At 57.8% G+C, this 24,925-nt stretch carries 25 protein-coding genes and 4 tRNA genes; 18 read left to right on the top strand and 11 right to left on the bottom strand.

Annotated features, from left to right (window positions below; all coding sequences use genetic code 11):
- The first annotated feature begins 181 nt into the window (after positions 1-181).
- Positions 182-961, top strand: coding sequence for a hypothetical protein (locus tag L6963_RS02365; protein WP_237209098.1), 780 nt, complete (start codon positions 182-184; stop codon positions 959-961).
- Between the two features lie 2 nt (positions 962-963).
- Here the strand turns inward: L6963_RS02365 and L6963_RS02370 are convergent, their stop codons facing one another.
- A complete protein-coding gene (locus L6963_RS02370; RefSeq protein ID WP_237206506.1) occupies positions 964-1,413 on the bottom strand; it encodes a DUF488 family protein in 450 nt (149 codons plus the stop codon).
- 402 nt (positions 1,414-1,815) lie between these two features.
- Between L6963_RS02370 and L6963_RS02375 the strand changes: the two genes are divergently transcribed.
- Both L6963_RS02375 and L6963_RS02380 read left to right on the top strand, forming a co-directional pair.
- Entirely contained in the window at positions 1,816-1,998 is a 183-nt protein-coding gene (locus tag L6963_RS02375; RefSeq protein ID WP_135012838.1) for a hypothetical protein, read from the top strand.
- Positions 1,991-2,197, top strand: a complete 207-nt coding sequence (locus L6963_RS02380) for a hypothetical protein (protein WP_237206507.1) — start codon at positions 1,991-1,993, stop codon at positions 2,195-2,197. The genes L6963_RS02375 and L6963_RS02380 overlap by 8 nt, the downstream gene beginning before the upstream one ends.
- A 76-nt stretch (positions 2,198-2,273) precedes the next feature.
- Here L6963_RS02380 and L6963_RS02385 read toward each other — a convergent pair whose 3' ends face one another.
- Complete coding sequence (locus L6963_RS02385) at positions 2,274-2,561, bottom strand: helix-turn-helix domain-containing protein (RefSeq protein ID WP_237206508.1); 288 nt, start codon at positions 2,559-2,561, stop codon at positions 2,274-2,276.
- 566 nt (positions 2,562-3,127) lie between these two features.
- Here L6963_RS02385 and L6963_RS02390 point away from each other — a divergent pair.
- The 3 genes from L6963_RS02390 (at position 3,128) to L6963_RS02400 (ending at position 5,551) form a co-directional block, all read left to right on the top strand.
- On the top strand, positions 3,128-4,219 hold the full coding sequence (locus L6963_RS02390) for a tyrosine-type recombinase/integrase (protein ID WP_237206509.1): 1,092 nt from the start codon (positions 3,128-3,130) through the stop codon (positions 4,217-4,219).
- A 225-nt stretch (positions 4,220-4,444) separates the two neighbouring features.
- Positions 4,445-4,517, top strand: a tRNA-Arg gene (locus tag L6963_RS02395).
- Positions 4,518-4,621: 104 nt separating this feature from the next.
- Positions 4,622-5,551, top strand: coding sequence for a serine hydrolase (locus L6963_RS02400; protein ID WP_237206510.1), 930 nt, complete (start codon positions 4,622-4,624; stop codon positions 5,549-5,551).
- Here the strand turns inward: L6963_RS02400 and L6963_RS02405 are convergent.
- Positions 5,511-6,083: a DNA-3-methyladenine glycosylase I gene (locus L6963_RS02405; RefSeq protein ID WP_237206511.1), complete on the bottom strand. Its 573-nt coding sequence runs from the start codon at positions 6,081-6,083 to the stop codon at positions 5,511-5,513. The two genes, L6963_RS02400 and L6963_RS02405, sit on opposite strands and share 41 nt — an antisense overlap.
- Positions 6,084-6,361: 278 nt before the next feature.
- On the opposite strand from L6963_RS02405, the gene L6963_RS02410 reads away from it, so the two are divergent.
- Positions 6,362-6,931 carry a single-stranded DNA-binding protein gene (locus L6963_RS02410; protein ID WP_237186125.1) on the top strand — a complete coding sequence of 190 codons (570 nt, stop codon included), beginning with the start codon at positions 6,362-6,364 and terminating at the stop codon, positions 6,929-6,931.
- A gap of 93 nt (positions 6,932-7,024) precedes the next feature.
- A complete protein-coding gene (ettA, locus tag L6963_RS02415; protein WP_185174575.1) occupies positions 7,025-8,704 on the top strand; it encodes an energy-dependent translational throttle protein EttA in 1,680 nt (559 codons plus the stop codon).
- 155 nt (positions 8,705-8,859) lie between these two features.
- Here ettA and L6963_RS02420 read toward each other — a convergent pair whose 3' ends face one another.
- Complete coding sequence (locus L6963_RS02420) at positions 8,860-9,756, bottom strand: acyl-CoA thioesterase (RefSeq protein WP_237206512.1); 897 nt, start codon at positions 9,754-9,756, stop codon at positions 8,860-8,862.
- A 116-nt stretch (positions 9,757-9,872) separates the two neighbouring features.
- On the opposite strand from L6963_RS02420, the gene L6963_RS02425 reads away from it, so the two are divergent.
- The gene (locus L6963_RS02425) at positions 9,873-10,565 is read left to right on the top strand and encodes a transcriptional regulator (protein ID WP_237206513.1); all 693 of its coding nucleotides are present in this window, start codon (positions 9,873-9,875) and stop codon (positions 10,563-10,565) included.
- Between the two features lie 389 nt (positions 10,566-10,954).
- On the opposite strand, the gene L6963_RS02430 is transcribed toward L6963_RS02425, so the two are convergent.
- From L6963_RS02430 to pepN, 3 genes are all read right to left on the bottom strand, one after another.
- Complete coding sequence (locus L6963_RS02430; protein WP_237205347.1) at positions 10,955-11,410, bottom strand: MepB family protein; 456 nt, start codon at positions 11,408-11,410, stop codon at positions 10,955-10,957.
- Between the two features lie 78 nt (positions 11,411-11,488).
- Positions 11,489-11,947 carry a globin gene (locus L6963_RS02435; RefSeq protein WP_237186129.1) on the bottom strand — a complete coding sequence of 153 codons (459 nt, stop codon included), beginning with the start codon at positions 11,945-11,947 and terminating at the stop codon, positions 11,489-11,491.
- A gap of 55 nt (positions 11,948-12,002) precedes the next feature.
- On the bottom strand, positions 12,003-14,540 hold the full coding sequence (gene pepN / locus L6963_RS02440) for an aminopeptidase N (RefSeq protein ID WP_237206515.1): 2,538 nt from the start codon (positions 14,538-14,540) through the stop codon (positions 12,003-12,005).
- 213 nt (positions 14,541-14,753) lie between these two features.
- Between pepN and L6963_RS02445 the strand changes: the two genes are divergently transcribed.
- Positions 14,754-15,251 carry a ribose-5-phosphate isomerase gene (locus L6963_RS02445; RefSeq protein WP_237206516.1) on the top strand — a complete coding sequence of 166 codons (498 nt, stop codon included), beginning with the start codon at positions 14,754-14,756 and terminating at the stop codon, positions 15,249-15,251.
- Positions 15,251-16,129, top strand: a complete 879-nt coding sequence (locus L6963_RS02450) for an Fpg/Nei family DNA glycosylase (RefSeq protein WP_237206517.1) — start codon at positions 15,251-15,253, stop codon at positions 16,127-16,129. Before L6963_RS02445 ends, L6963_RS02450 begins: the two co-directional genes overlap by 1 nt.
- Before the next feature lie 80 nt (positions 16,130-16,209).
- On the opposite strand, the gene L6963_RS02455 is transcribed toward L6963_RS02450, so the two are convergent.
- Together L6963_RS02455 and L6963_RS02460 are read right to left on the bottom strand one after the other, a co-directional pair.
- A complete protein-coding gene (locus L6963_RS02455; RefSeq protein ID WP_237206518.1) occupies positions 16,210-16,902 on the bottom strand; it encodes a hypothetical protein in 693 nt (230 codons plus the stop codon).
- A gap of 101 nt (positions 16,903-17,003) precedes the next feature.
- Positions 17,004-17,750, bottom strand: a complete 747-nt coding sequence (locus L6963_RS02460) for a hypothetical protein (protein WP_237206519.1) — start codon at positions 17,748-17,750, stop codon at positions 17,004-17,006.
- Positions 17,751-17,846: 96 nt separating this feature from the next.
- On the opposite strand from L6963_RS02460, the gene L6963_RS02465 reads away from it, so the two are divergent.
- Positions 17,847-18,596, top strand: a complete 750-nt coding sequence (locus L6963_RS02465; RefSeq protein WP_237206520.1) for an HAD family hydrolase — start codon at positions 17,847-17,849, stop codon at positions 18,594-18,596.
- Between the two features lie 128 nt (positions 18,597-18,724).
- Here the strand turns inward: L6963_RS02465 and L6963_RS02470 are convergent.
- Positions 18,725-18,795: transfer RNA gene (locus L6963_RS02470), tRNA-Gly, on the bottom strand.
- 5 nt (positions 18,796-18,800) lie between these two features.
- Positions 18,801-18,871 (bottom strand) — tRNA-Gly (locus L6963_RS02475).
- A 169-nt stretch (positions 18,872-19,040) separates the two neighbouring features.
- Between L6963_RS02475 and L6963_RS02480 the strand changes: the two genes are divergently transcribed.
- From L6963_RS02480 to L6963_RS02505, 6 genes are all read left to right on the top strand, one after another.
- Positions 19,041-19,115: transfer RNA gene (locus L6963_RS02480), tRNA-Pro, on the top strand.
- 112 nt (positions 19,116-19,227) lie between these two features.
- Positions 19,228-20,526, top strand: coding sequence for a trigger factor (gene tig, locus L6963_RS02485; RefSeq protein ID WP_237206521.1), 1,299 nt, complete (start codon positions 19,228-19,230; stop codon positions 20,524-20,526).
- A gap of 317 nt (positions 20,527-20,843) precedes the next feature.
- On the top strand, positions 20,844-21,854 hold the full coding sequence (locus L6963_RS02490; RefSeq protein ID WP_237205340.1) for a siderophore ABC transporter substrate-binding protein: 1,011 nt from the start codon (positions 20,844-20,846) through the stop codon (positions 21,852-21,854).
- 78 nt (positions 21,855-21,932) lie between these two features.
- Positions 21,933-22,931 carry an ABC transporter permease gene (locus L6963_RS02495; protein ID WP_237206522.1) on the top strand — a complete coding sequence of 333 codons (999 nt, stop codon included), beginning with the start codon at positions 21,933-21,935 and terminating at the stop codon, positions 22,929-22,931.
- A complete protein-coding gene (locus L6963_RS02500; RefSeq protein WP_237206523.1) occupies positions 22,912-24,015 on the top strand; it encodes an iron chelate uptake ABC transporter family permease subunit in 1,104 nt (367 codons plus the stop codon). Before L6963_RS02495 ends, L6963_RS02500 begins: the two co-directional genes overlap by 20 nt.
- Positions 24,012-24,767, top strand: a complete 756-nt coding sequence (locus L6963_RS02505) for an ABC transporter ATP-binding protein (RefSeq protein WP_237206524.1) — start codon at positions 24,012-24,014, stop codon at positions 24,765-24,767. The genes L6963_RS02500 and L6963_RS02505 overlap by 4 nt, the downstream gene beginning before the upstream one ends.
- The last annotated feature ends 158 nt before the right edge of the window (positions 24,768-24,925 follow it).

Genomic DNA, 24,925 nt, shown 5'->3' on the forward strand with positions numbered 1-24,925 from the left:
TAGGGCAACCTTCATTAGAGGTGGATCGTGGTCATTGTGCGCAGACGCCCAAGAAGCGATTTTTAATCGTATTCTTAACCACATGAACCAGGATTCACTTTTTGAGTTGCCAGCCCACACTCACCCAGCTAAGCGCATCTACCCGAAAGACCGGACAGCCCGGCGAGAGACTGCACGAGTTTTGATTCTGGTGAAGGCCCGCCCAGAACCCTCCACCTCTTACGGCGATACCGTCTGCGTAGCTGGAATCCGAGTCGACCAAGAGGAATACCGCTGGGTGAGACTCTACCCAATACCCTTTAGAAGCCTAGAACACTACAAGCAGTTCAAAAAGTACACCTTTGTCAATGTCCCGATTATTCCTGCACAAGGTGACTTCCGCTCCGAGAGCTATAAGCCGGATCGAGACAACTTGGAGGTTGAGCCAGGTGGTCCGCTCACATCCCCCAAGCAGAGGATGAAATACGTTGAGCCGATGATTAGCGAGCTGAGCATGTGTGACATCCTCGAAATAGCCAGAAGCTCAGATAATGACAAGCTCTACCCCTCATTGGCTGTCATTCGGCCTCGCGAAATACTCGGCCTAGAAATCCATCCGTTCCCTGGGTGGAATGAAAAGCAGCGCAGGGCAATCGAAAACAGTGCTAGGCAAGGGGATCTAATGGATCTGCTGAACGACGAGCCTGAGCGCATCAAGCTTGAAGAACCGCGGTTCGCAGTTCATATGAAATATCTCTGCCAACGTGAGACGTGCTCGGGTCACAGGCAGCCGTTCCTGGATTGGGAACTTGAGGCATTTACCCGCCGCCACGCCGAGTGGCCGGATGCTGACACAGTGAGGGAAATCCAGAACCGCTGGGGGAACGTGCTTGCCGCCGAAAAGAAGCCTGTTCTCTACGTCGGAAACCAGCACAAGGCCACACTCGCCTACAGTGTGCTTGGGGTGCAACGCACCAAATGAGTCTATGCCAGCTGCAGGAGTGGTGTTGCGTTAGAGCCTATCTTGGTCATGATGACGTCCCGGTGGCAGCACTTGGTATTTGCCTCGAAGCAGAGGAGTCCGACGTTGCCGTGCTCGAGAAGCTGATGAATCTCTTCTAGGGCTTGTACCGCGTTCTCGTTTTCAAGGACTTGCTCGAAATTGTGGCGGGCAACGGCCCATTCGGTTGTGTAGGGGGTGCTGAAGCCTGCACGGTTGTCTTTGGGGTTGCCAAGGGCTGGGCGATGCAGGTAGGTCATGCCGGTGGCTTCTATTGCTATCGCTAGCTTAGTCTTTGAGAGCCCTTTCTTTCTGGAGATAGGGGTCAGTCGCACGTCAACGAGGGTTGCAATCTCATAGTTTTTGAGGGTGGCTATGAGTTCTTCAGCGGTTTTGCCCTCATAGCCGAACCCGTAAAGGTTGTATTCAGCCATAGGGCTTACCTTACCTCCAAACTGTCAATCATATATAACCTGTTACAGAGTTATAGATGGAAATGGTGCAATCTCATAGAGAGGTTCAGTCGCTGAAGGTAGCCGCTCGACTTGATGATATTGTCCGGGTTTTTCTGAATTATTTACCCTTCCAGCTTTATTTTAGTTTACCAATCTGGTAAACTAATAACTGTTGGGGCAACCGCTCCAATACAACCAAATAGTGGAGGAAACATGGAGATTGTCTCCCTCATCGTTTCTTGCATCAACACCCTACTGGTAGCGATAGCAACGGTCATCACCTACAAGATGTACCGCGACAGCAAGTAAACGAAAGCTCGCTCCGAGATACCGCAATTACCTCGGGGCGAGCCCCTCCCACTATACCGAAAGGAAACCCCCGTGAACCAGAACAGAAAAACCCTGATAGCCCTCAATGTAGCCATCCTGGTGCTATCAGTAACGCTAGTCATCATGCAGATAGCCCAGGGCAACACTGGCATGGCAATCCTCTGGGGCGTTCTTGCAACAGCAAACACAGCAACCTTGGTAATGCACCTCAAGGCAGGCGGCCGCAATGGCTAAAACCATCATCGTCAGCACCATTGAGCTAGCCACCTTCCTGGGTCTTACCAAGCAAGGGCTATACAAGCGAGGCGAGCTACCGCCGGCTGACTTCACCTCCGTTGGAGGCCGAGAGTGCTGGCTTCCAGATACTGCTGAAGCCTGGGATGCAACCTATCGGCAAAAGCACGGCGCAGGGCGTCCTGCAACTAAAAACTGAACTGCCTAGACAGCAGAGAGCCCCGGCCCACACAAGTGGGTCGGGGCTCTCTGTTGCCCATTGAGGGGTTAGAAAACTACTGGTCTACCTCGATACCGCCGGGCGTCCATCGAACCGTGAGGGAGGCGGGCAGGTCGCCTGTGGTAGCTGGTTCGATTCCAGTTTCTAACCAGGCGCGGTCAACGGCCGTGATTTCTGCTAGACGGTCGAGGTCGTCACCAGAGGGTTTGAAGGCACCAGATTCCCATCGGCTGAGGGTATTTCGAGCCACTGGAATCATCTCAGCGAGCGCAGCTTGTTTGAGCCCGGCGTGTTCGCGTGCTTTTCGCAGGCGGTCTTGGAGTGTCCAGGTGGGGATGGTCATGGGTTTATTGTATCGGATTGTTGATTTTTCACCATAGCTTTGGTGCTTTTGTGTTGCAATATCTACAGATGTGTGTGTATTGTGGTTCTTGATATGTAGCATTTGCTACATGTTCAGGAAGACGTTCTTACTTTACGGTTCTTGATTCCTGGCCTTGAGGCTTGCAACCTCAGGTGAACACAAGCAACCGCCCGGTTAGCTGCGTTAGAGCTGCAGCACTTGAGATAGAGCCAGTACCGGGAATGGCCCACAAAGGAATCATGCACGAGGGTAGCTCCCTTGGCTTGGTGCATACGATCAGACTGCCTGGACTTCCTGCAAGGAAGAAACCGGGGGTCTAATTCTCGTATCTGGGAGAGGAAACCCAGCGCCAAACCTCGGGAGCTCTTTGGGGGATGGGAATACAAAGCCTCTCGCGCTAGCGCAACCTCTAGCCGATTGGGGCGCAGCCCACTGGCTCACCTGGCCAGGCACCAACCTAAAAATACAAATGCACCCAGCCCAGACCCTGAGCTACAGTTAAACCCAATCGAACAAATGTTCTAGACCAAGAGCAGGAGGACCCCATGACCAGCAGACTCAAACTAGGGGAGCACGGAGAAGTAACCGTCACCCGCCTAGCCCAAAAGAAATACCGAGCCCGCGTCCGATACCGCCACATCGACGGAAAGATACGCCTTCTCCAAGCCACTGCCTCCACACGCTCCGACGCCTCCCGCGCCGTCCTCGCCAAGCTCAAAGACTTCACCACCGGCTCCAACGACCTCACCGACGAAAGCACCATCACCGAAGCCACCGAACGATGGTGGGAAGACTTCATAGCGAAGGGCGATAAAACCGCCGGCACCATCACCCGATACCGCTACCTCATCGATTCCTACCTGCAACCGGCCATCGGGGATGTCCTGCTGATTGAAGCCACCACCGGCAACCTGGCCGCCTTCATCTCCACCGTCCACAAAGACCACGGCGCCACCAACGCCAAACACCTCCGCATGATCCTCAAAAACATCTTCGCCCTGGCAGTCCTCCACGACGCCCTACTGCGAAACCCAGTCGACGGCGTCCCCACCGTCACCGTCAAGCGCGAAAAGGTAACCAAGGCCCTCACCGCCGAGCAAGTCAAAGACCTGCGCGGCATTCTCCACGGCGACGTGCTAGAGGTATTCGAATTCATGCTCGGAACCGGCTGCAGAATCTCAGAAGCCCTCGGCCTACGCTGGCAAGACCTCGACCTCATAGCAGGCACAGCCACCATCAACGGGGCCGTCAAGCAGGTGGGAAGCAAGACCGTGTGGGACCCCGCGCCGAAGTCGGCCGGGTCAGCCCAAACCATCTACCTACCCACCTTCACCCTTCACATGCTCCTAGAGCGCCGCCAGTGGTGCGAGTGGGTCTTCCCCTCAACCGCCGGCACTGTGCGCGGCGGCCACAACTTCCGCGCGATGCTCAGAAAACAGCTCAAGGGTACTGAATATGAATGGGTCACCCCTCACACAGCCCGTACCACCGTGGCTACCATCGTGGCAGATGGCCTAGGCGCGAGTGTCGCAGCTGCCGTGCTCGGTCACTCATCAGAGGAGGTCACCATCAAAAACTACATCGTGCAGCAGAAGGTAGCCCCGAACGTCACCAACGTACTCGACGTGCTGGCCTAGAGCTTCAAGTCATCTAATGGTCATCTAGTGTGTGCAAAAAACTATCGCTTTCTGACCTGGTGAAACTCTCACATAGCGAGAACAACCAAAATCTGACGTGGCGTAATGTGGAGTAGCGTGGACTTGCGAGCGCAAATGTTTTCAAATCTCTTGGTCGGGGGTTCGACTCCCTCCCGGGGCTGATATGACTTTTAGCCGAGGAATCGATAATATAAACAGCGGCTAGCCTCAGTAGCTCAGTGGATAGAGCAGGAGCCTTCTAATCTCTTGGTCGGGGGTTCGACTCCCTCCTGGGGCGCGCAACATATCCCTCACTTGGTAAAACAAGTGGGGGGTATTTTTTATTATCAAATGTGGTTTTCGCACAGGAAAATCAAATACTTTCGGAATACACTAGAGGGCATGTCTACAGCCAACCTGCCTGAAACGCTCAGCGGCGCACCCGCGTCCGCCCCTGTCCTGCCCCGCCGAACAGTGCTGGCAGGAACCGGTACCCTAGCCCTGAGCACTCTACTTGTTGCCTGTGGCCCTGCTGAAGAACAAATTCAGCCCACCGCCACCGGTGATGAACACACCAACGAGGCCCACGACGTAGACATCAACCAGGCACTAGACCAGCTTGAAGCAGACTACGGCATTACCCTTAGCCTGGCGGTCTATAACCACGCTACCGACAGTCTCTTTTTGCACAAGGGTGACCAATGGACGTATGAAGCATCTATCGTCAAAGTCCCCATTTCTCTCACCCTGCTCAGGCTTGCAGCCTTTGAAGAGCGCGAACTGACCGACGACGAAAAAGCCCTCGTCGAAGCGTCCATTACCTACTCCGATAACAACGCAACGATTGAGATTTACCGCAGATTTGGGTCTGACGACGGGGAATCTACGGCCAGCGCCCAGTCCCTCAATAAGACCTATGAGCTGCTGGGTGTCACAGAGACCCGATCTGCCGGAACCTGGGGCGATAACCAAACCTGGGCCGAGGACCAGGTACGCATTATGCGTGCCATCATCGATACCGTTGAATGGGTCAATGCTACCGACGCCCAGTTCCTTCTCGAAAAAATGGTTCCGCTCGACTGGTCACAAACCTGGGGCGTGGGCTCCCAATACGGGCAGACCGTGCTGGGGGAAGCTGTCACCGACGTATCGGTTAAAAATGGCTGGATCCAGGAAGATACTGGCGAATGGCACATCAACTCCGTCGGTGTTGTTAGAACCGAAAGTACCACCTATTCCATTGCCCTGTTGAGCAAGGGGTTCGAAGACCAGCAGGCAGGGTACGAGGTGGCTAGCCAGGCAGTGCAAGCCTACTTTGACCACGCCGGCTAAGCGTGTGGGTTTCTAACCTGATATAGCCAGCGGCCTGAGCCACCGCGCATACCACCACCGGCCCTAAGCGTTGAAACCCGAGTGCCCGTAACTCACAGGCCAGGGTATCAGTTTCAGTGGTGGTGCGGGGGAGCGATTCGGCACCCGGGCACAGTAATTCCTCTGGAAATGCCTCAGCAAAGAGATCTGCTAGATTTACCCGAGACTCTTTCAATACTCTCGCATTATTGATGCAGGCCCGAAGTTTAGATTCGTTCCTAATTCCGATATCGCCCTCAAGGTAGACGCTGATATCGTCTTCAGCCATGGCAGCTAAACGCTCAGGTTGAAAATCGTGTAAGGCCCGGTTCAGCTCCTCCCGTTTTGCTAGAACCGTAGACCACCACAGGCCGCTTTGAAACACCAGCAGGCAGAGGTGCTCGAACAGGGCCTCGTTGGTGCGCGGCACGTTCTGCCATTCCCGTTCAAAGTAGGTGCGGGTACGGTCATCCCGTACCCAGGCAGGCTCATCGGGAACACGTGTATTGGTCACTGTGCTGTCTCCTTCTCGCTGGTAGATGCGGACGCCCGCCCCGGTGCCCTAGCGGGGCAGGTGGTATGAGCCTAGAGGGGTAGGGCAGCCGTGCACCAGGGGTGTGAACAAAATCTGTCATGAAAGCTCTTGCCCGCGTCACAGCTTCACCAATTTTCTGCCCTTTACCGTGCGGTAGCAGCATATTCGTTATCCACAGGCATCATTTTTCTGGCTCTTAGACCTTTGCTGGTGTAACCCTTGAGACACCCGGTTCACCCACAACTCAAGGAGGAGTCATGACCGACACCGTCACTATCCGAGGCTTTATCGCAACGGCCCCCACCCAAAAATTTCTGCCCAATGGCAATATCCCGGTAACGAACTTCCGTATTGCCTCCACACCCCGCTGGTTTGATGCCACCAGCGGCACCTGGAAAGAAGGCACAACTAACTGGTACACCGTCAACTCCTTTAGAGCTCTGGCGTATAACAGCGCCCGGAGCCTGCAGGTAGGGCACCCGGTGCTGGTTACCGGCCGCCTGCGCGTCAAACAGTTTGAACGGGCGGACGGCTCACCCGGCACCAGCATCGAAGTAGACGCCACCAGCATCGGGCACGACCTCAACTACGGGCTAGCCAATTTTGCCCGTGTTACAGACCGAAAACCGGATGTCGATGAGACCGATCGTAAGTTCAACGAGCAGGTAGCCGGGGAACAGAAACTCAACCACGGCTATAGCTCTCTACCGGCTGTTGAAGAAGACCCCCAAGGCAGCCATTCTCCCGAAAAAGGCCATCAGGTTTCTGACCAGGGGCTCACCGATACGGCAGCAGACGATGAGGCTGTTGAGGCTCTGACCAGCTAGAGGGCGGGGCAGGGCAAACTCACACCAAGATTCTTGGCCGATGCCCTGCCCTAAACCCCCAACAGCTTGACATCAACCGGTAGGCTTAAACGCATGGCAGAATTTATCTACACCATGACCAAAGCCCGCAAAACTGTAGGCGACAAAGTCATCCTTAACGACGTATCAATGTCGTTCTTCCCCGGTGCAAAAATCGGTATGGTCGGCCCCAACGGTGCCGGTAAGTCAACCATCCTGAAAATCATGGCGGGTCTCGATACCCCCTCCAACGGCGAAGCACGGCTTTCAGAAGGCTACACCGTGGGCATCCTCATGCAGGAGCCCCCGCTGAACGAAGAAAAGACCGTCCTGGGTAACGTCCAGGAAGGCGTCGGCGAAATCTACGAAAAGATTGTTCGCTACAACGAAATCTCAGAAGAGATGGCCAACCCCGATGCTGACTTCGACGCGCTCATGGAAGAAATGGGCAAGCTGCAGGAAGCCATCGACGCGGCCAACGCCTGGGACATCGACTCCCAGCTGGAACAGGCCATGGACGCCCTGCGCTGCCCTCCCGGCGATTCACCCGTTACCCACCTCTCCGGTGGTGAACGCCGCCGCGTAGCGCTCTGCAAGCTCCTGCTCCAGAAGCCCGACCTGCTCCTACTCGACGAGCCCACCAACCACCTGGACGCAGAATCCGTCCTCTGGCTGGAACAGCACCTGCAGTCCTACGAGGGCGCAGTAATCGCCATTACCCACGACCGTTACTTCCTCGATCACGTTGCAGAATGGATCGCAGAAGTAGACCGCGGTAACCTCTACCCCTACGAGGGCAACTACTCCACCTACCTGGACAAGAAGCGCGCTCGCCTCGAAGTTCAGGGTAAGAAGGACGCCAAGCTCGCTAAGCGCCTGGAAGAAGAACTCGAGTGGGTTCGCTCCAACACCAAGGGCCGTCAGGCTAAGTCAAAGGCTCGTCTGGCCCGCTACGAAGAGATGGCTGCAGAGGCTGAGAAGACCCGCAAGCTAGATTTCGAAGAAATCCAGATTCCCCCGGGACCCCGTCTGGGTAACGTCGTCATCGAAGCAGAAAACCTGCAGAAGGGCTTCGACGGCCGCTCCCTCATCAACGGTCTCTCCTTCTCCCTGCCCCGCAACGGCATCGTCGGCGTCATCGGCCCCAACGGTGTAGGTAAGTCAACCCTCTTCAAGACCATCGTTGGCCTTGAGCCCCTCGATGGCGGCAACCTGAAGATCGGTGAAACCGTCAAGATTTCATACGTTGACCAGAACCGCGCCAACATCGACCCTGAAAAGTCGCTGTGGGAGGTTGTCTCAGACGGCCTGGACTACATCCAGGTAGGCCAGGTAGAAATGCCCTCACGCGCCTACGTTTCAGCCTTTGGCTTCAAGGGCCCCGACCAGCAGAAGAAGGCAGGTGTGCTCTCCGGTGGTGAGCGCAACCGCCTCAACCTGGCCCTGACCCTCAAGCAGGGCGGCAACCTGCTGCTGCTCGACGAACCTACCAACGACCTGGACGTCGAAACCCTCACCTCCCTCGAAAATGCCCTGCTGGAATTCCCCGGCTGTGCCGTCGTGGTCTCCCACGACCGCTGGTTCCTCGACAGAGTAGCCACCCACATCCTGGCCTGGGAAGGCACTGACGAACAGCCCGATAACTGGTACTGGTTCGAGGGTAACTTCGAGTCCTACGAGAAGAATAAGATCGAGCGACTTGGACCCGAAGCTGCAAAGCCGCACCGCGTCGTGCACCGCAAGCTGACACGATAAATCAAACTCAGTCAGTTTGAGCGCGGTGAACGATTCCGCATGATTTTTGGTTCCTCGCGCGCTCGGAAAATCATGCTCCATCACCGCAAGTTAACTCGATGAGCTAGATAAAATCCCTCCCACCTTCACCGGCGGGAGGGATTTTCTTTACCTGTTTACTGGTCGCGGTACTCGGGCAACCTAATCATGGCTTCTTGGGTTACGGTGGCAACGTGCAGGCCGTCGCGGGTGAAGACCTTACCCACAGAGAGGCCGCGGGAGTCCTGGGCGCTGGGAGACTCCTGAACCAGCAGCAACCACTCATCGGTACGAGCGGGGCGGTGGAACCATATGGCGTGATCTAGCGAAGCCACCTTCATGCCGGGCTCAAGCCAGGTCTTGCCGTGCTGCCGCAGAACCGGTTCAAGCTGGGTATAGTCCGATGCGTAGGCCAGGGCAGCCTGATGCAGGGCAGGGTCATCGGGCAAAGCCTCGAAGGTTTTAAACCAGACCATATTCACCGGCTGCTTCTCTTCACCGGGAGTGGTGTACAGCGGGGAGGTCACATGTCTCACGTCGAAGGGGCGGGAGAAGGCAACCTTCTGGGCAATGGGGACCTGTAGATGCCCCAGAAGGTCAGCTGCGGTGGGCAGACTCTCGGGCGCGGGAACGTCCTGCGGCATACTGGCGCCGTGATTTGGCCCCGGGGCAGGCACCTGGAAGGAAGCAATACAGGAAAAAATCGGCTGCCCGCCCTGGTAGGCCTGTACCCTGCGGGTGGAAAATGACCTGGCGTCGTTGAGGGCCTCGGCCCCGTAGGAGAGATCGCCTTCTACGTCACCGGGGCGCAGAAAGTAGCCGTGCAGGGAGTGCAGCGTTTTACCGTCGACCGTATGAGCAGCAGCCATCACAGCCTGGGCGAGCACCTGCCCGCCGAAAATACGCGGGGATTCCTTGGTGAGGGTCAGGGCGCTAAAGACATGCTCGTGGGCGGACGCTCCACCGGGGGTGAGGTTGAGCATGGCCAGTAATTTTTGGGTAGGGGAGAGACTTTCTAGGGTTTCGTGACTCATAGTTACACTCTCTCACAGCTAGCCCCATTTTTCTCATCCCACTGGAAGCGCAACTGAGTTTCTGCGATAGGGTGGTGGGTGACTAGACCGCATAAACTCGTTTGAAAGCTAGTGATATGACCGAGCCAAAACTCTCTGACTACACCGACTACGTTTACCTACCCGATGCTACAACTGCGCGTGACCTGGCGACCTATCTGACCCGGGCCCGTTCTGTAGACCCCCAGGCTGCCGTCCGCCTACAGGCTAACGGCGAGGTGCTGGGAGTGTCGGTGTGCGTGCTTGCACCTGAAACCCTGCTCGATTCGACGCCCACGGTGATTGGTCTGCGCGCTATCAAACTGGCCCAGCCTGCCGAGGTCGATCTCACGGTCGAAGCATCAGCTCTTCTTGACCGGCTCGCCCGTATTGAAGAGGCCGGGCTGGCCCTGGCCCTGCCGCCGGTTACCGTGACCGCCCCCTGGGCCGGGCGTACCGCTCCGCGCAGCGGCTGGGAGAAGAAAGGGTTTTACCTCTCTGACCATGCCCGGGCAGCGGCCCAGGAAGGTATTGCCGCGGTAGACGGGGCTTTGCCCGCTAACCCGGGGCACGCGGTGATGGCAACCGTCCGCTCCCGTATCTGGTCTTCACCCCTGCAATCCCCCGATACGACGGTGAGCCTACCCACCGGAGCTGCTTTTGCCCTTGAGGTGCTCGGGTTCCTGCCTCCGCGGGCTACCGAACCCATGCCTGTTTTCTCCAGCGGACGCTGGGCCCGCATCTCGGCCCGGGCAGGGCACGTACTGGTTTACTCGGCTGCCTCAGCCTAAAACGAACTACTGGGCCCGGTTCTGCATGGCGTGGGCTGCCCGGTCAAAGTAGGCCCACATTTCGGCGTCGTGCAGGGGCGATAGCTCCAGGGCGTTCACTGTCTCATGATGATGTGAAGATTCCCCGTGGCTTAGCCTTTGCCATCGAGGTACTAGAATTTTTGCCCTCAAAATTTGAGGGCGCTGTACCTATTTACACCAGCGGGCAGCGGGTTCGTCTGAGCTCGCCGGGCGGTTTCGTCCTCACCAAAATATTGGGCTAATTATTCACCAAAACCACTGCTTCTAAGGTGTTGAAGAGCTGGGTGAAGAACCTGCTTACAGCCGCACCACTCCTGCACAAATAGACCGCTTAAGTATTTAGTTGGTCGGGGCTCAGATGCGGAGAATTACATGGCTGACCAATAATGTAGCTGCCAGCTTTGTTCTCGATGGGCTGAGGGGTTTAAATCGACGCACCAGCTAGGATAAACCCGAAACGCCATCTTTCCCCGTTTTCCTTCACTAGCTAGAATTCCTCGTTCGGCAAGTACCTTGCGTGGAAAAGAAAAGTAACCATGCAAGTGTCCATCTGAAATGAATACCAGTAGATAATCACAAAATTCTTTAGCGGTGAAAGGGATGTTCGAGCCTGTAGCATCTTTTTGCCAGAGCGCGAGAAAGTATCCGTTTTTCTTGGGCGTTTTCCTACCCATCCGTGACTGGTAGCTGTTTTCTGATGTGCTGAAGGTAAGAGCCTCGTACTCAGAATTGTAGGGGCTTGTGGTCACCTGTTGTATTTCGTCAATTTCACCGCTTTTTATCAGCGCGTCAAGAAATTGGAAGGAGCGGATTTTTTCTCTCAAGCTTTGTACCGGAGTGGCAGAATCTGGATGGGTTTTTATTGAGCACATAGTTTTTGTCCAGCGCAGCCAGAATTTTACTTATGAGTGATTCTGCATGGCGTGGGCTGCCCGGTCAAAGTAGGCCCACATTTCTGCATCGTGCAGGGGAGCTAGATCCAGGGTGTCCATGGCCTCGCGCATGTACTTGAGCCAGGTATCCCGCTCCTTGGGGCCGATATAGAAGGGGTTATGGCGCATACGCAGGCGCGGGTGGCCGCGTTCTGCCTGGTAGGTTTTGGGCCCGCCCCAGTACTGCTCAAGGAACATGAAAAGGCGGCGCTCTGCTGGCCCCAGGTCTTCCTCGGGGTACATGGCACGGAATTCCGGGTCGGCTGCTACACGGGAATAGAACTCCCGGCAGAGCTTTTCAAAGACCGGCCGTCCGCCCACCTGGTAGTAGAAGCTACGCTCATCGACCTCTTCATGAGGGGCTGAGGGCTGGACGCTGGCCTCGCCGGGCGCAGATAAGGGGCGGAAAGCTGGGTTGGGTAAATTCATACCCACCAGTCTACTCCCGCCCCTTATCGTCAGCAGTTACCTCATGGCTCAGAACCTAGCGGTCTGCGGCCTGAACCTTCAGCGCGCGAGCCAGGGAGTCGCGTCCTTCTGCTACCTGACGCTTGAGGGCCGCGGCGTCCTCGGGCAGGCCAGCCAGGTAGGCCTCGGCCTTCTCCAGGACCTCCTGAGTGTAGAAGCGGGGGAAGAGCCCGCCGATAATCTGGCTTGAGATCTCGTGGGAGCGCTCGCGCCAGACCCCCTCGACGGCCTCGAAGTAGCGGTCGATGTAGGGCTCTGAGAACTCGGGGGCACCGCGGTAGAAACCGAGAATAGCAGAGCGCTGCACGATGTTGGAGAGCTCGCCGGTCTCCACCACAGCCCGCCAGGTTTCTGCCTTGGCCTCAGCGGTGGGGATAGCAGCCTTGGCGGTAGCAGCTGCCTGCTGGCCGTTGGAGGTGTTGTCCTCGGCCAGGGCAGCGTCAATCTCTGCTGCGGTAACGCGTCCGCCCGCTGCCAGAGATCCCAGCAGGTTCCAGCGCAGGTCGGTATCAATCTCCAAACCTTCCAGAACGGTAGCACCATCGAGCAGAGCTGCTACAGCATCGAGCTGGTCTGAGGTGTGGGCCAGGCGGGCGAAGGTACCTACCAGCTGGAACTGGTTATCAGAACCGGCTTCAGCTGCCTGAGCCAGCTGCCAGATACGGTCAGCGGCCTCAGCTCGAACAGCCTCAGCGTGGGCGGAGTTCAGGTAGGCGCGCAGGGTGTTCTCAAGGTTGAGAAGCTGGGTGCGGACGGCGGTGGAGTTAGTCTCTGCCCCGATATTACCCAGAACCAGTTCAACAAACTGGCGGGCGGGCATTTCGGCATCACGCACGGTATCCCAGAGGGAACCCCAGACCACACCGCGGGCAACAGATGAGTCAATGGCACCCAGGTGGGCAACGGCGGTGGCGCGGGAGCGCTCATCGAGGCGAATCTTGGCGTAGGCCAAATCTTCGTCGTTCACCAGAATCAAATCGGGGCGCTTGGCACCAACGGCCAGGGGCACCTCGGTAACCTCACCATCCACATCGATTTCTAGGCGGTCGGTGCGGGTGAGCACCTCCCCGTCGAGATTGTAGAAACCAATGACCAGACGGTGGGGGCGCAGGGTCTCAAAGCCCTCAGCGTAGGTCTGGCGCAGGGCCAGACGGGTAATGGTGCCGTCCTCTGCCTCTTCGACCTCGGTGGTCAGGGTGTTGACCCCGGCGGTCTCCAGCCAGAGCTTAGACCAGGCGCGCACGTCGCGTCCGCTGGTCGCCTCCAGCTCATCGAGCAGGTCATCGAGCACGGTGTTGCCGTAGGCATGCTTCTCGAAGTAGACCTTGAGGGCGGCCATAAAGTTGTCCTGCCCTACCCAGGCCACCAGCTGACGCAGCACAGAAGCGCCCTTAGCGTAGGTGATGCCGTCAAAGTTGACCTGAACATCCTGAAGGTCGCGAATCGGGGCAACGATGGGGTGGGTGGATGAGAGCTGGTCCTGGTTATAGGCCCAGGTCTTTTCTGAGGCAGAGAAGGTAGCCCAGGCCTCGGGGGCAAACCGGGTGTTCTCGGCAGCGGCCAGGGTCGACATGAACTCAGCAAAAGACTCGTTCAGCCACAGGTCGTTCCACCACTTCATGGTCACCAGGTCGCCGAACCACATGTGAGCCAGCTCGTGCAAAATGGTGATGGCTCGGCGCTCAACAATTGCCTCGGTCACCTTAGAACGGAAGATGTAGTTCTCCAAGAAGGTCACCGCACCGGCGTTCTCCATAGCACCGGCATTGAACTCGGGCACAAAGAGCTGGTCGTACTTCTCGAAGGGGTAGGGAGTTGAGAACTGCTCTTCAAAGAACTCAAAGCCCTGGCGGGTGATGTGGAAGACCTCATCGGCATCCAGGTACTCCATCAAGGACTGACGGGCGTAGCAACCCAGCTTGACCTCGCGGCCCTCGCTATTGGTGAGTGAGGAATGCACGCTAGCATAGGGGCCAGCAATAATTGCGGTGATGTAGGACGAGATACGCGGGGTAGGCGCAAAAGCCCACTTCTTGCCGTCCGCCACCTCTTCAACAGAAGTCTCAGGCTGATTAGACACCACGACCCAGTGGGCAGGGGCAGTTACAATAAACTCAAACTCAGCCTTCAAATCAGGCTGCTCAAAAACCGGGTAAACACGGCGGGAATCAGGAACCTCAAACTGCGAATAGAGGTAAACCTCGCCGTCCACCGGGTCCACAAAGCGGTGCAAACCCTCACCGGTATTGGTGTAGAGCATATCGGCATCAATCACCAGCTCATTGCTCTCAGCCAACGCCGGCAGGGCAATACGCACACCGTCAGCAGCGGTCACCGGCACCGACTCACCATTGAGCTCAATACTGTGCACCGTATCGGTAATCGCATCGATAAAGGTTTCACTCCCGGCAACCGCATCAAAACGCACCACCGTACGAGAACCAAAGACCCGCTCACCGCGCGTTAGATCAAGCTCAACCGTGTACGAATGCACACGCTGAACCACAGACGCTCTCTTCTCAGCTTCGGCACGGGTCAAATTCATTCCAGGCATGAGGAATCCTTGTCAATCAAATCTGAAGTTAGAGGCCTGCCCATCTGTAAACCACAGAAAACAAGCCACAGGGGAGCTGCACGTGACCTACAATCGTATATAGGGCAATACACAGCACATACCTTCCCAATTCTATGTGCTTGCCAGTGATTCACATAACTAAATTTCAGTGCGGTCAACCGGCCCCCACCCACCACGACCAAAGGAGACACCGTGCGTGTACACATCGCAACCGACCACGCAGGCCTAGAACTTAGCCACTACCTCATCGAAGCACTCACCGAGGCCGGCTACGAGATGGTCGACCACGGCCCCGCTGAATACGATGCCCTCGACGACTACCCCAGCTTCTGCATTAACGCGGCGCTCGCCGTCCGCGCAGACCGTGCAGCGGGTCTGGACTCCCTGGGCATTGTGCTGGGTGGCTCCGGCAACGGTGAGCAGATGGCCGCTAACAAGGTTGAAGGCATCCGTGCTGCTCTGGCCTGGAACCACGACACCGCAGCCCTGGCCCGCGAACACAACAACGCCCAGGTCGTTGCAGTGGGTGGGCGCCAGCACACCAAGGAAGAAGCCCTCGAGATCATCAAGGTCTTCCTCACCACCGAGTGGACCAACGAAGAGCGCCACGCCCGCCGCATCGGTCAGATGGCAGAATACGAGCAGACCGGCGCCATTGCCGGTAAGCAGATCGACAGCTACGAGAACTAATGCCAGAAGGGCACTCAATCCACCGCCTGGCCCGCCAGCTCACCGACGTTTTTGCCGGTGCCCAGCTGGCGGTCACCAGCCCCCAGGGAAGATTTGCGGACGGCGCCGCCCTGCTCGACGGCCATACCTTCGACTCGGCCTTCGCCCACGGTAAGCACCTCTTCGCCCGTTTCTCCAACGATCTCTACCTCAACGTCCACCTGGGAATCTACGGTGCCTTCACCTTCGGTGGAGATGAGCACTTTACAGGGGCCTCCTCGATTGGTGCTCCCCGTAAAATTGGTGAGCAAGAGGACCACCGGACCGAACTCTCAGCTGAACCTCCTGCACCCCGGCCGACCACCCGCGTCCGCCTGGTATCAGAGCACGGCTGGGCTAACCTAGTGGGCCCCACCATCTGCCGAACCCTCACAGCCGAGGAAGTGGGGGAAGTACGCACAAAACTGGGCCCCGACCCCCTCAACCAGGACGCCGACCCGGCTGTCTTCTACGCTGCGGCGGCCAAGACCAGTCGGCCTATCGGCGTAGTTCTTATGGACCAGAAGGCCATCTCGGGGGTAGGAAACATCTTCCGCGCAGAATCCCTCTACCGCACCGGCATCGACCCCTTTACTCCGGCTAAAGAATGCAGCCGACAGCAGCTTGAAGCCCTCTGGAACGATAACAAGCACCTGCTGGAAATCGGCGTGCGCGTAGGCCACATCATCACCACTGAGCCCGCCGACAGGCCCGGCATCCCGGAAACCGAGGCCTGGCCGGATTACGCTAACTACGTGTACCACCGCCAGGGCCAGGCATGCCCCCGCTGCGGGGCAACTATTGCGATGGAAGAAGTTGCCGGTCGTAAGCTCTACTGGTGCCCGGGCTGCCAGCACTAGATAACTAGCCTAGCTGTAGGCTCAGATGAGAAAAGTAGGGCCCCGGGTGTATCGCTGGGGCCCTACTTTGTTCCTATGTTTTAGCGGTCTGTCAGGTCAGAGAGGTTAAAGCCGGTGGTACCGTCGTTGCACTGTACGCTCACTGGGCCTGTGGTTGTGCAGGTCATGCCCATCCAGCTGATGGACTGCCCCTCGGGCAGTACCGTGTTGGTCTTGAACCAGTCGTGTGTGGCAGCCCGCCCGCGGGCCTGCACCGTGCGGGGCTGGGTATCACCGGGCCCCATTGATACCGATTGCAAGACCCAGTTCTTTGAGTCATCGGTCATGCAAAATACACCGTAGGTCTGCATCAGGCAGGCTACCTGGGGGTCTGGGGTCTGGAAGACGACAGAGGGCTGGTCGGCAGCTGCAAAACTATAAGCTGCTACGTCAGCCACCGGGGTTCCCGTGACGAGATCGGTGGTCACTAGAGAAACCGGGTCGATGGTAAAACCGTCGTTGACCGGGGGAGTCAGGGCCGTGGCGCTAGGGGACTGCGCAGCGGTCTCAACCGCAGAAGGTTCTGCGCTGGCAGTTTCTGTTGTTGGCTCAGCGGTGGGGCTGGGGGTGCTACTTTCGGACGGGGCAGTGGTCGCACTGCTTGCGGTGCTAGCGTCAGTTTCAGCGGGGGTAGCGGTGGTCTGGCTGCTCCCGCAGCCTGCAAGAGCTAGGACGCCGGTAGCAAGCAGGGCGCTCACCGGAATGAATCGAGCAGATAGGGGTGCTAAAGCCATGGGGAGTCAATCTCGTGGTTGAAAGGTGCGGGTGTCTATTCCAATCCTAGGGGAAGAGCAGCCGATTCAAAGGTTAGGGAAGTAGCCGATCTGTGAGTTATTTACCCGCTGAAGTCCTTGATGGAGTTGCTCAGCGCAAACCAGTGCACACCGTTATCGCAGCGGGCGGCGCCGTCTGGCGTTGCGGTACAGCTAAACTCACCGACCGTAATCGTGTGGTTGGCAGGTAGTTGGGTGCCGAAGGAGAAGGGGGCGAAGCCGGGGGTGCTGCCCTGGAGGAAGTCCTGGTGGGGTACCGTGCCGGGGTTAAGCCACATCACGCCGTAGCCGATGCGCCCCTGGGAGCCTGCTCGGTAGCAGCTCACCTGCTCTGTGCTCATGACGCAACCCGCGCCGTCCGCTGTTTGGAAGTAGACCTTGCCGTCGCCGGCGGGGGTTACCCCGTCGATGCTGGTCTGGTAGGGGGCGAGGTCGGTGATGAGGGTGGTCGCCCCGCTGTTAACCGGCGGGTTGATGGCCTGTACCGGGGTTTCGGTGGGCGCAGGGGCTGCAGGCTGGGAAGCAGGTGCCTCAGCGGCTGAAGATACCGGTGCAGCGGTGGTCTGGGTGACTGTTTCGGGTGAGCTTGAAGGTGCTGCGGCTGCTGTCTCTGAAACCTCAGCGCTGGCAGAAGCCGCAGGGCTGGATGCTGTGGGGGAGGGGGTAGCGCTGGCGGTGGCACTGTGGCTTGTGACGGGGGCGGACGCCATGGCGTCGGCCTGGGTCTGTTCGGTTGAGGAAGAGCTACAGGCAACCAGGGCAAGCGCTGCAGCGAGGGGAAGGGCCGCTTGAAGGGGGCGGGGGCGCATACTGTCTCCTTTGACGGTGGGGTGTCCCTCTAATGATAGGGGCCAACGTATATGCTGGTGAAGAGTTAAACGCCATCATGACATCGAAGGGCTACTATGCGCGATACCGGATACTTGCTGGGGCAGGCCAACCTGGTGCTCTTCGACCTAGATGGCACCCTGCTCGATAGTGATACAGCAACCGCGGTGGGTTTTAATCGGGCTGTTCGGGAGTTCGGTTTTGAGGGAGAAATCGACGACACTCAGAGCTACTTCCAGGCCTGGGCCGATATTCAGCGCGAGGACTTTCAGCGCTATTTGGCCGGTGAGCAGGTTTTTGACGAAAATCGCTTGTTTCGCACGTCGAGTCTCTTGCATCTGATGACGGGGGAGCAGCAGAGCACTGACCGGGCTCAGAAGTTTTTGGCGACCCTACAGGAGGAAACCCGTAAGGCTTGGGCTCCTTTTGCTGAGGTTGATCGGTTTTTTGAGGAGCTCGGTCACCGGTTTGGGCATCTGCAGGTGGCGGTGATTTCTAACGGGTCCCAGCTGACTGAGCAGAAGAAACTCGATGCTATCGGCTTGCACGATATGCCCCTGTTCTCTTCGGAGAGGGTGGGTATGAGCAAGCCCGACCCCTATATTTTCCGGTTTGTTTGTGCCCAGTTAGAGGTGGACCCGGCTTTTGCCGTGCATGTGGGCGATAACTATATTGCGGACGTTGCCGCCCCGGCTCGGGCGGGTCTGCAGGCTGCCTGGGTGAACCGGCATCGCCGCGGTCAGAAGGTGGCGAGGGGGAGCGTGAAGGTGCGCGACCTAGTGGAGCTGTTGGATGCGCCTGCTCCTGTTTCTCGCCGGTTTTTCTAGGCAAGCAAAAACGGCCACTCCGGAGAGTGACCGTGAAGCGAGCGGCTGACGGGATGGAAGCACCGGGTGCGAGTGCACGAGCACTCAAGAGGTGCTGGAATGACTTCCGCCAGTCCCGAGCGATAGCGAGCGGCTGACGGGAATCGAACCCGCGTATCAGGCTTGGGAAGCGTGCGCTCTACCATTGAGCTACAGCCGCGTGAGAGGGGATGACGGGAATCGAACCCGCGTAATCAGTTTGGAAGACTGAGGCTTTACCATTAAGCTACATCCCCAAATGGGTTGCCCACCGTTGTGGACGTGTTCCAGTAAACCTGCTTTCATGCGGGCTTGTCAAATTCAGTCTGGAACCGGCGTTTCTCAACACGCCCTGGGCGTAATCGGGGTGCGAGTTAGGTTTTGGGCGGTTGAACCGCTAAACTGGGTGGTGCCTTCCGTGCAAATCGGGGTGTGGCGTAGCTTGGCTAACGCGCCTGCTTTGGGAGCAGGAGATCGCAGGTTCGAATCCTGTCACCCCGACGTGAAATAGAACGACCCGCCGGAAACGGCGGGTTTTTCTATAGAACGTTATATCTAGCCCCACTCTTTTCCGGGTGGCGGTTCCAATCAAGTTATCAGGAGATCAACGGACGTGAAGACTGCCGTCGAGAAGATCAACCCGACCCTCGCAAAGATTGAGGTCGAGGTTCCCTTCGCTGAGTTCAAGACCTACCTTGACCGTACCTACAAGTCACTGGCTAACCAGATTTCGGTTCCCGGTTTCCGTAAGGGTAAGACCCCTAAGGCTCTCATCGATCAGCGTGCAGGCTTTGACTTTGTTGTTGAGAACGCTCTGAACGATGCTCTGAACAACTTCTACCAGCAGGCCCTGGTTGAGAACGAGCTGACCCCCCTGGCTCAGCCCGAGCTCGACATCGTTTCTAAGCCCGAAGAGGGCAACCGCGAAGCTGACGTGAAGCTGACCATCGAGGTCACCGTCCGCCCCGAGATTGAACTGCCTGACTACTCAGGTATCAAGGTTGAGGTTGCAAGCGTAGAGGTTACCGAAGAAGACGAGCAGAAGGCTCTCGATGCCCTGCGCGGCCGCTTCGGCACCCTGAAGGCTGTTGACCGCCCCGCAGCTGACGAGGACTTCCTGACCATCAACATCGCCGCTGAGATTGACGGCGAAGAGGTTGACGCCGCTAACGACCTGTCCTACCAGGTTGGCTCCGGCACCATGCTGGACGGTCTGGACGAGGCTGTTCTCGGTCTCTCCGCTGGCGAGGACGCCACCTTCGTCACCAAGCTTGCCGGTGGCGAGCACGCAGGCGAAGAAGCAACCGTTAAGGTTGAGGTCACCGCTGTGAAGGAGCGCGAGCTGCCCGAGGCTGACGACGACTTCGCTCAGCTGGCTTCAGAATTCGACACCATTGCTGAACTGAAGGAAGACCTGAAGAAGCAGGCTGCTGATTCCAAGGTTGCCGAGCAGGGTGCAGAAGCACGCGACAAGGTTCTTGATGCTCTGGTTGAACTGGTTGAAATCCCCGTTCCCGAGAAGGTTATTGAAGACCAGCTGGCTCAGCACTTTAACGCTCCCGGCCAGGACGATGACCACGACACCGAAGAGCACCGCGCAGAGGTTCGCGAGAACACCGAGCGTGCTTTCAAGAACGAAATCATCCTCGACGCTATTGCTGAGAAGGAAGAAGTTTCTGTCGAGCAGGCTGAGCTCATCGATTACATCATCACCATGAGCCAGCAGTACGGCATGGACCCCAACCAGTTCGCTCAGATGCTCGACGGCTCAGGCCAGTCCGGCATGATTGTTGGCGAGGTTCGCCGTTCAAAGGCTCTGGCAGCTGTTCTGGCTCAGGCTGAGGTTAAGGACGCCGACGGCAAGGCCGTTGACCTCTCCTCTTTCCTGGGTGAGACCGCAGACGCCGAATAAGTTTTTGCCTCTTGAGGCTCTAAAACTTTTCTAGCGCAAGCCCCCGCAAGGCCCTGAATGGGTTCTTGTGGGGGCTTTGTGCTGCCTGCGGGGAAAACCCGTGGGAAAAGGCGGACGCGGGCGCCGGCGTCCACTGCCTAAAAGAGGATGACCTGGGTGATTGGAAGTCAAATACAGCAAATAAGTTAAAAAAATATTTCGTAATAGGGGTTTTGAGGTTGATAAGTAAGGTGGGGCTAACTAATCTTAGGTAAGTCAAGCCTTACAAGATGTTGAGGCCTACCAAGTACACACCACGAACAGATATAGGAAAACCCGTGAAGGCCAACCGTATCTCCCTGCTCGCAGCCACCTCCGTTGTAGCACTGGCGCTCACCGCCTGTGGCGCGGGCACCACCGACGCATCCTCTGAATCCAGCGCGTCCACCTCAGCTTCTGCCAGCCAGTCAGCTGGCACCGTTACCGTCACCGATAACTACGGTGAGGTCACTGTGACCGTTCCCCCTCAGAAGGTCGCCGCAACCGATAACCGCACCTTTGAGGTTCTCGAGTCTTGGGGTGTCGACCTGGTTGCAGCCCCCATCACCCTGATTCCTGCAACCGTCGAGACCTACAAGAACGACTCCTCCATCACCGATATCGGAACCCACCGCGAGCCCAACCTGGAGCTGCTCGCTGCTGAAGAGCCCGACCTGATCGTCAACGGTCAGCGCTTCTCCCAGCACTACGACGCCATCAAGGAACTGAACCCCCAGGCCGCCATTCTCGAACTTGAACCCCGTGACGGCCATCCCCTTGACGAAGAGCTCAAGCGCCAGGTCACCGTACTGGGCGAGGTTTTCGGCAAGCAGGCTGAAGCCGACCAGCTCATCGCAGACTTCGATGCTGCTCTAGCCCGCGCTAAGGCCGCCTACGACGGCGAATCCACCGTTATGGCCGTCAACGTCTCCGGCGGCGAAATTGGCTACATTGCCCCCTCCATCGGCCGCACCTACGGCCCCGTCTTCGACATGCTGGGCCTCAAGCCCGCCCTCGAAGTTGAAGGCTCCTCTGACAACCACCAGGGTGACGATATCTCGGTTGAAGCCATTGCAGAAGCCAACCCCGACTGGCTGCTGGTTCTTGACCGTGATGCTGGCACCAGCACCGATGAAGGTTCACCCGCTGCCGCAGACGTCATCGCCGGTAGCTCAGCCCTGGCTAACGTCACCGCAATCACCAAGGACCAGATTGCTTACGCTCCGGCTGATACCTACACCAACGAATCCATCATCACCTACACCGAGATCCTCAACGATCTTGCCGATAAGTTCGAAGCCGCCAAGTAAGGCACCGGCTGAGACCCTATAACCGATGAAAAAGGAGTCATCCTGCCCTCGCGGCGGGGTGACTCCTTGAGGGCTTTTATGACGACCACCGAAACCACCCGAGTTAGCCGCACCAGGAACTCCCTGGTCAGCGGCAAATTCCTGCTAGCCAGCCTGGGAATTGTTGCCCTGCTCGTGCTCTCCTTGTTTACTGGGGAGTACGACATCTTCAACAAGGCTGATGGCGCTGCCATGTTCTCCATCACCCGCATACCTCGAACCATTGCCCTGGTGCTGGCCGGGGCAGCCATGGCTATGTGCGGTCTGGTGATGCAGATGCTGACCCAGAACAAGTTCGTGGAACCCACCACCACCGGTACCACCGAATGGGCAAGTCTGGGCCTGCTCTTTATGCTCTATTTCTTCCCGGCAGCGAACCTCTTGCAGCAGATGACGGCGGCAATCGTTTTTGCTTTTATCGGGTCGATGGTCTTCTTCCTCTTCCTGCGCAGGGTTTCACTCAGATCATCCTTGATTGTTCCCATCGTGGGCATGATGCTGGGTGCCGTTGTTTCGGCCTTCACCACCTTCTTTGCCCTTCAGACCAACCTGCTGCAGAACCTGGGTGTGTGGTTCGCCGGCAGTTTTACGTCTGTCATTAAGGGGCAGTACGAGGTGCTCTGGCTGGTGCTCCTGGTGGTCGCCGTCATTTTCTGGTACGCCGACCGCCTGACCGTCGCCGGTCTGGGCCAGGAATTCGCCACGAACGTAGGGCTCAACTACGCCCAGATTATGCTGGTAGGCACCGCCCTGATTGCTATCGCCACCGGTGTAGTGACCGTGGTGGTCGGGTCCCTGCCCTTCCTGGGGCTGATTGTTCCCAACATCGTCAGCATGTTCCGCGGCGATGACCTGCGCTCCAACCTACCCTGGGTTGCCCTGACCGGTATCGGGGTCGTGACTATCTGCGACCTGATTGGGCGCACTATTATCGCCCCCTTCGAAATCCCGGTGTCGGTGATTCTGGGTATCGTGGGTGCTCTTGTTTTTATTGGTCTGATTGTGAAGGGGCGGCCCCGTGTATCAGCAGGCAAGTAAAGAAAGCCGGGTGGGCGCGTCCGCCCTGCCCGAGATGAGCGCCGGTGCGGACGCCCGCCCCGCCTCCCGCAGGGCAGGCACCTCCCGTAGCGCAGGGGCTTTCAAGACCCCGGCTGCTGCCCGCACCTACTGGGTGCTCCTGGCAGCGCTCACCGCTGCAGCTGCGCTGGCAGCCTTTGGGCTCTTGGCCTACGCCAACCCCTTTGAGACCGGCACCCCCAAGTGGTGGCTCATTGCTGAGCGCCGCTCCAACGCCCTGATCGCGATGGCTGTAGCCGCTGTCTGCCAGGCTGTAGCAACGGTGGCTTTTCAGACGGTGACCAACAACCGCATCATCACCCCCGGTATTCTGGGCTTTCAGGCCCTCTACGCCGCGATTCACACGGCAACCATCTATTTCGCCGGGGCAGCCGGGCTGATTGCTGCCCGCACCCTCGACACCTTTATTTTCCAGCTGGTCATGATGGTGGCCCTGAGCCTCTTGCTCTACTCCTGGCTGTTGACCGGTAAACGGGCCAACATGCACGTCATGCTCCTGGTCGGTGTGGTACTGGGTGGGGGACTGGGGTCAGTCTCAACCTTCATGCAGCGAATGCTGACCCCCAGCGAGTTTGATATCCTGACCGCCCGCCTCTTCGCCTCGGTCAACAATGCTGATCCCGCCTACTACCCGGTAGCCCTGCCCCTGGTCGTCCTGAGCGTTGCGGTGCTCTACGCAAAATCCCGCACCCTCAACGCCCTCTCCCTGGGCGCACCCGCGGCTACCAACCTGGGAATTAACCACCGCCGCGAATCCATTATCGTGCTGGTGATCGTCGCCATCATGATGGCGGTCTCCACCGCCCTGGTCGGCCCGCTGACCTTCCTCGGCTTCTTGGTAGCGACCCTCACCTACCAGTTCGCCGACACCTACGACCACCGCTACCTCTTCCCCATGGCAACCGTGCTCTCCTTTGCCATTCTGGCGGTCTCCTATTTCATCATGAACCACATCTTCTCAGCCCAGGGCGTGGTGGGTATTATCATCGAGCTTATCGGTGGCCTCACCTTCCTGATCGTGATTCTTCGAAAGGGCAAACTATGATCACCCTCCACCAGGTTGCTAAAAGCTACTCCGGTGAAACCAACATCGGCCCGGTCGATGTTCAGCTGCCCGCAGGCGGAATCACCGCCCTGGTCGGCCCTAACGGCGCCGGCAAGTCCACCCTGCTCACCATGGTGGGCCGTCTACTCGATATTGACTCGGGCACCATCGAAATCGGTGGCCTGAACGTGGCTACCACCAAATCCAAAGACCTGGCCAAAGTCGTCTCGATCCTGCGACAGGAAAACCACTTCGTCACCAAACTCACCGTGCGCCAGCTGGTGGGCTTCGGGCGCTTCCCCTACACCGGGGGCCGACTCACCGCTGAAGACGAAGAGATCATCTCCCGCTACATCGACTTCCTTAACCTCACCACCCTCGAAAACCGCTACCTCGATGAACTCTCAGGCGGCCAGAGGCAGCGGGCCTACGTAGCTATGGTGCTCTGCCAGGAAACCGACTACGTACTTCTTGATGAGCCCCTCAACAACCTCGATATCTCCCACTCCGTGCAGATGATGCAGCACCTGCACAACGCCGCCCGCACCCTGGGCCGCACCATCATCGTGGTGCTGCACGACATCAATTTCGCCGCCCGCTACGCCGACTACATCTGCGCTATCAAGGACGGCAAACTAGCCCGCTTCGGAACCGTTGCAGAGATCATGCAAGATGACCTGCTCACCGATATCTTCAACACGCCCATCCAGGTAATCCAGGGCCCCAACGGCCCCATCGCCTGCTACCACTAGACCCCGTGCCCGCTCGCTCTTGCTCACAGCGTAGCGGGCACATGCCAACAGCGAACTGAGGGGCAAAAGGCAATTTTTGGAGCCCCAAAAGCGATAACCTAAGTGTCAAGCAAATCTTTGGCACCGGCGTCCGCGCGGGTGCTGCAACCGACACAAGG

This window comes from Rothia nasimurium (assembly GCF_928392795.1).
Lineage (GTDB): Bacteria > Actinomycetota > Actinomycetes > Actinomycetales > Micrococcaceae > Rothia > Rothia nasimurium_F.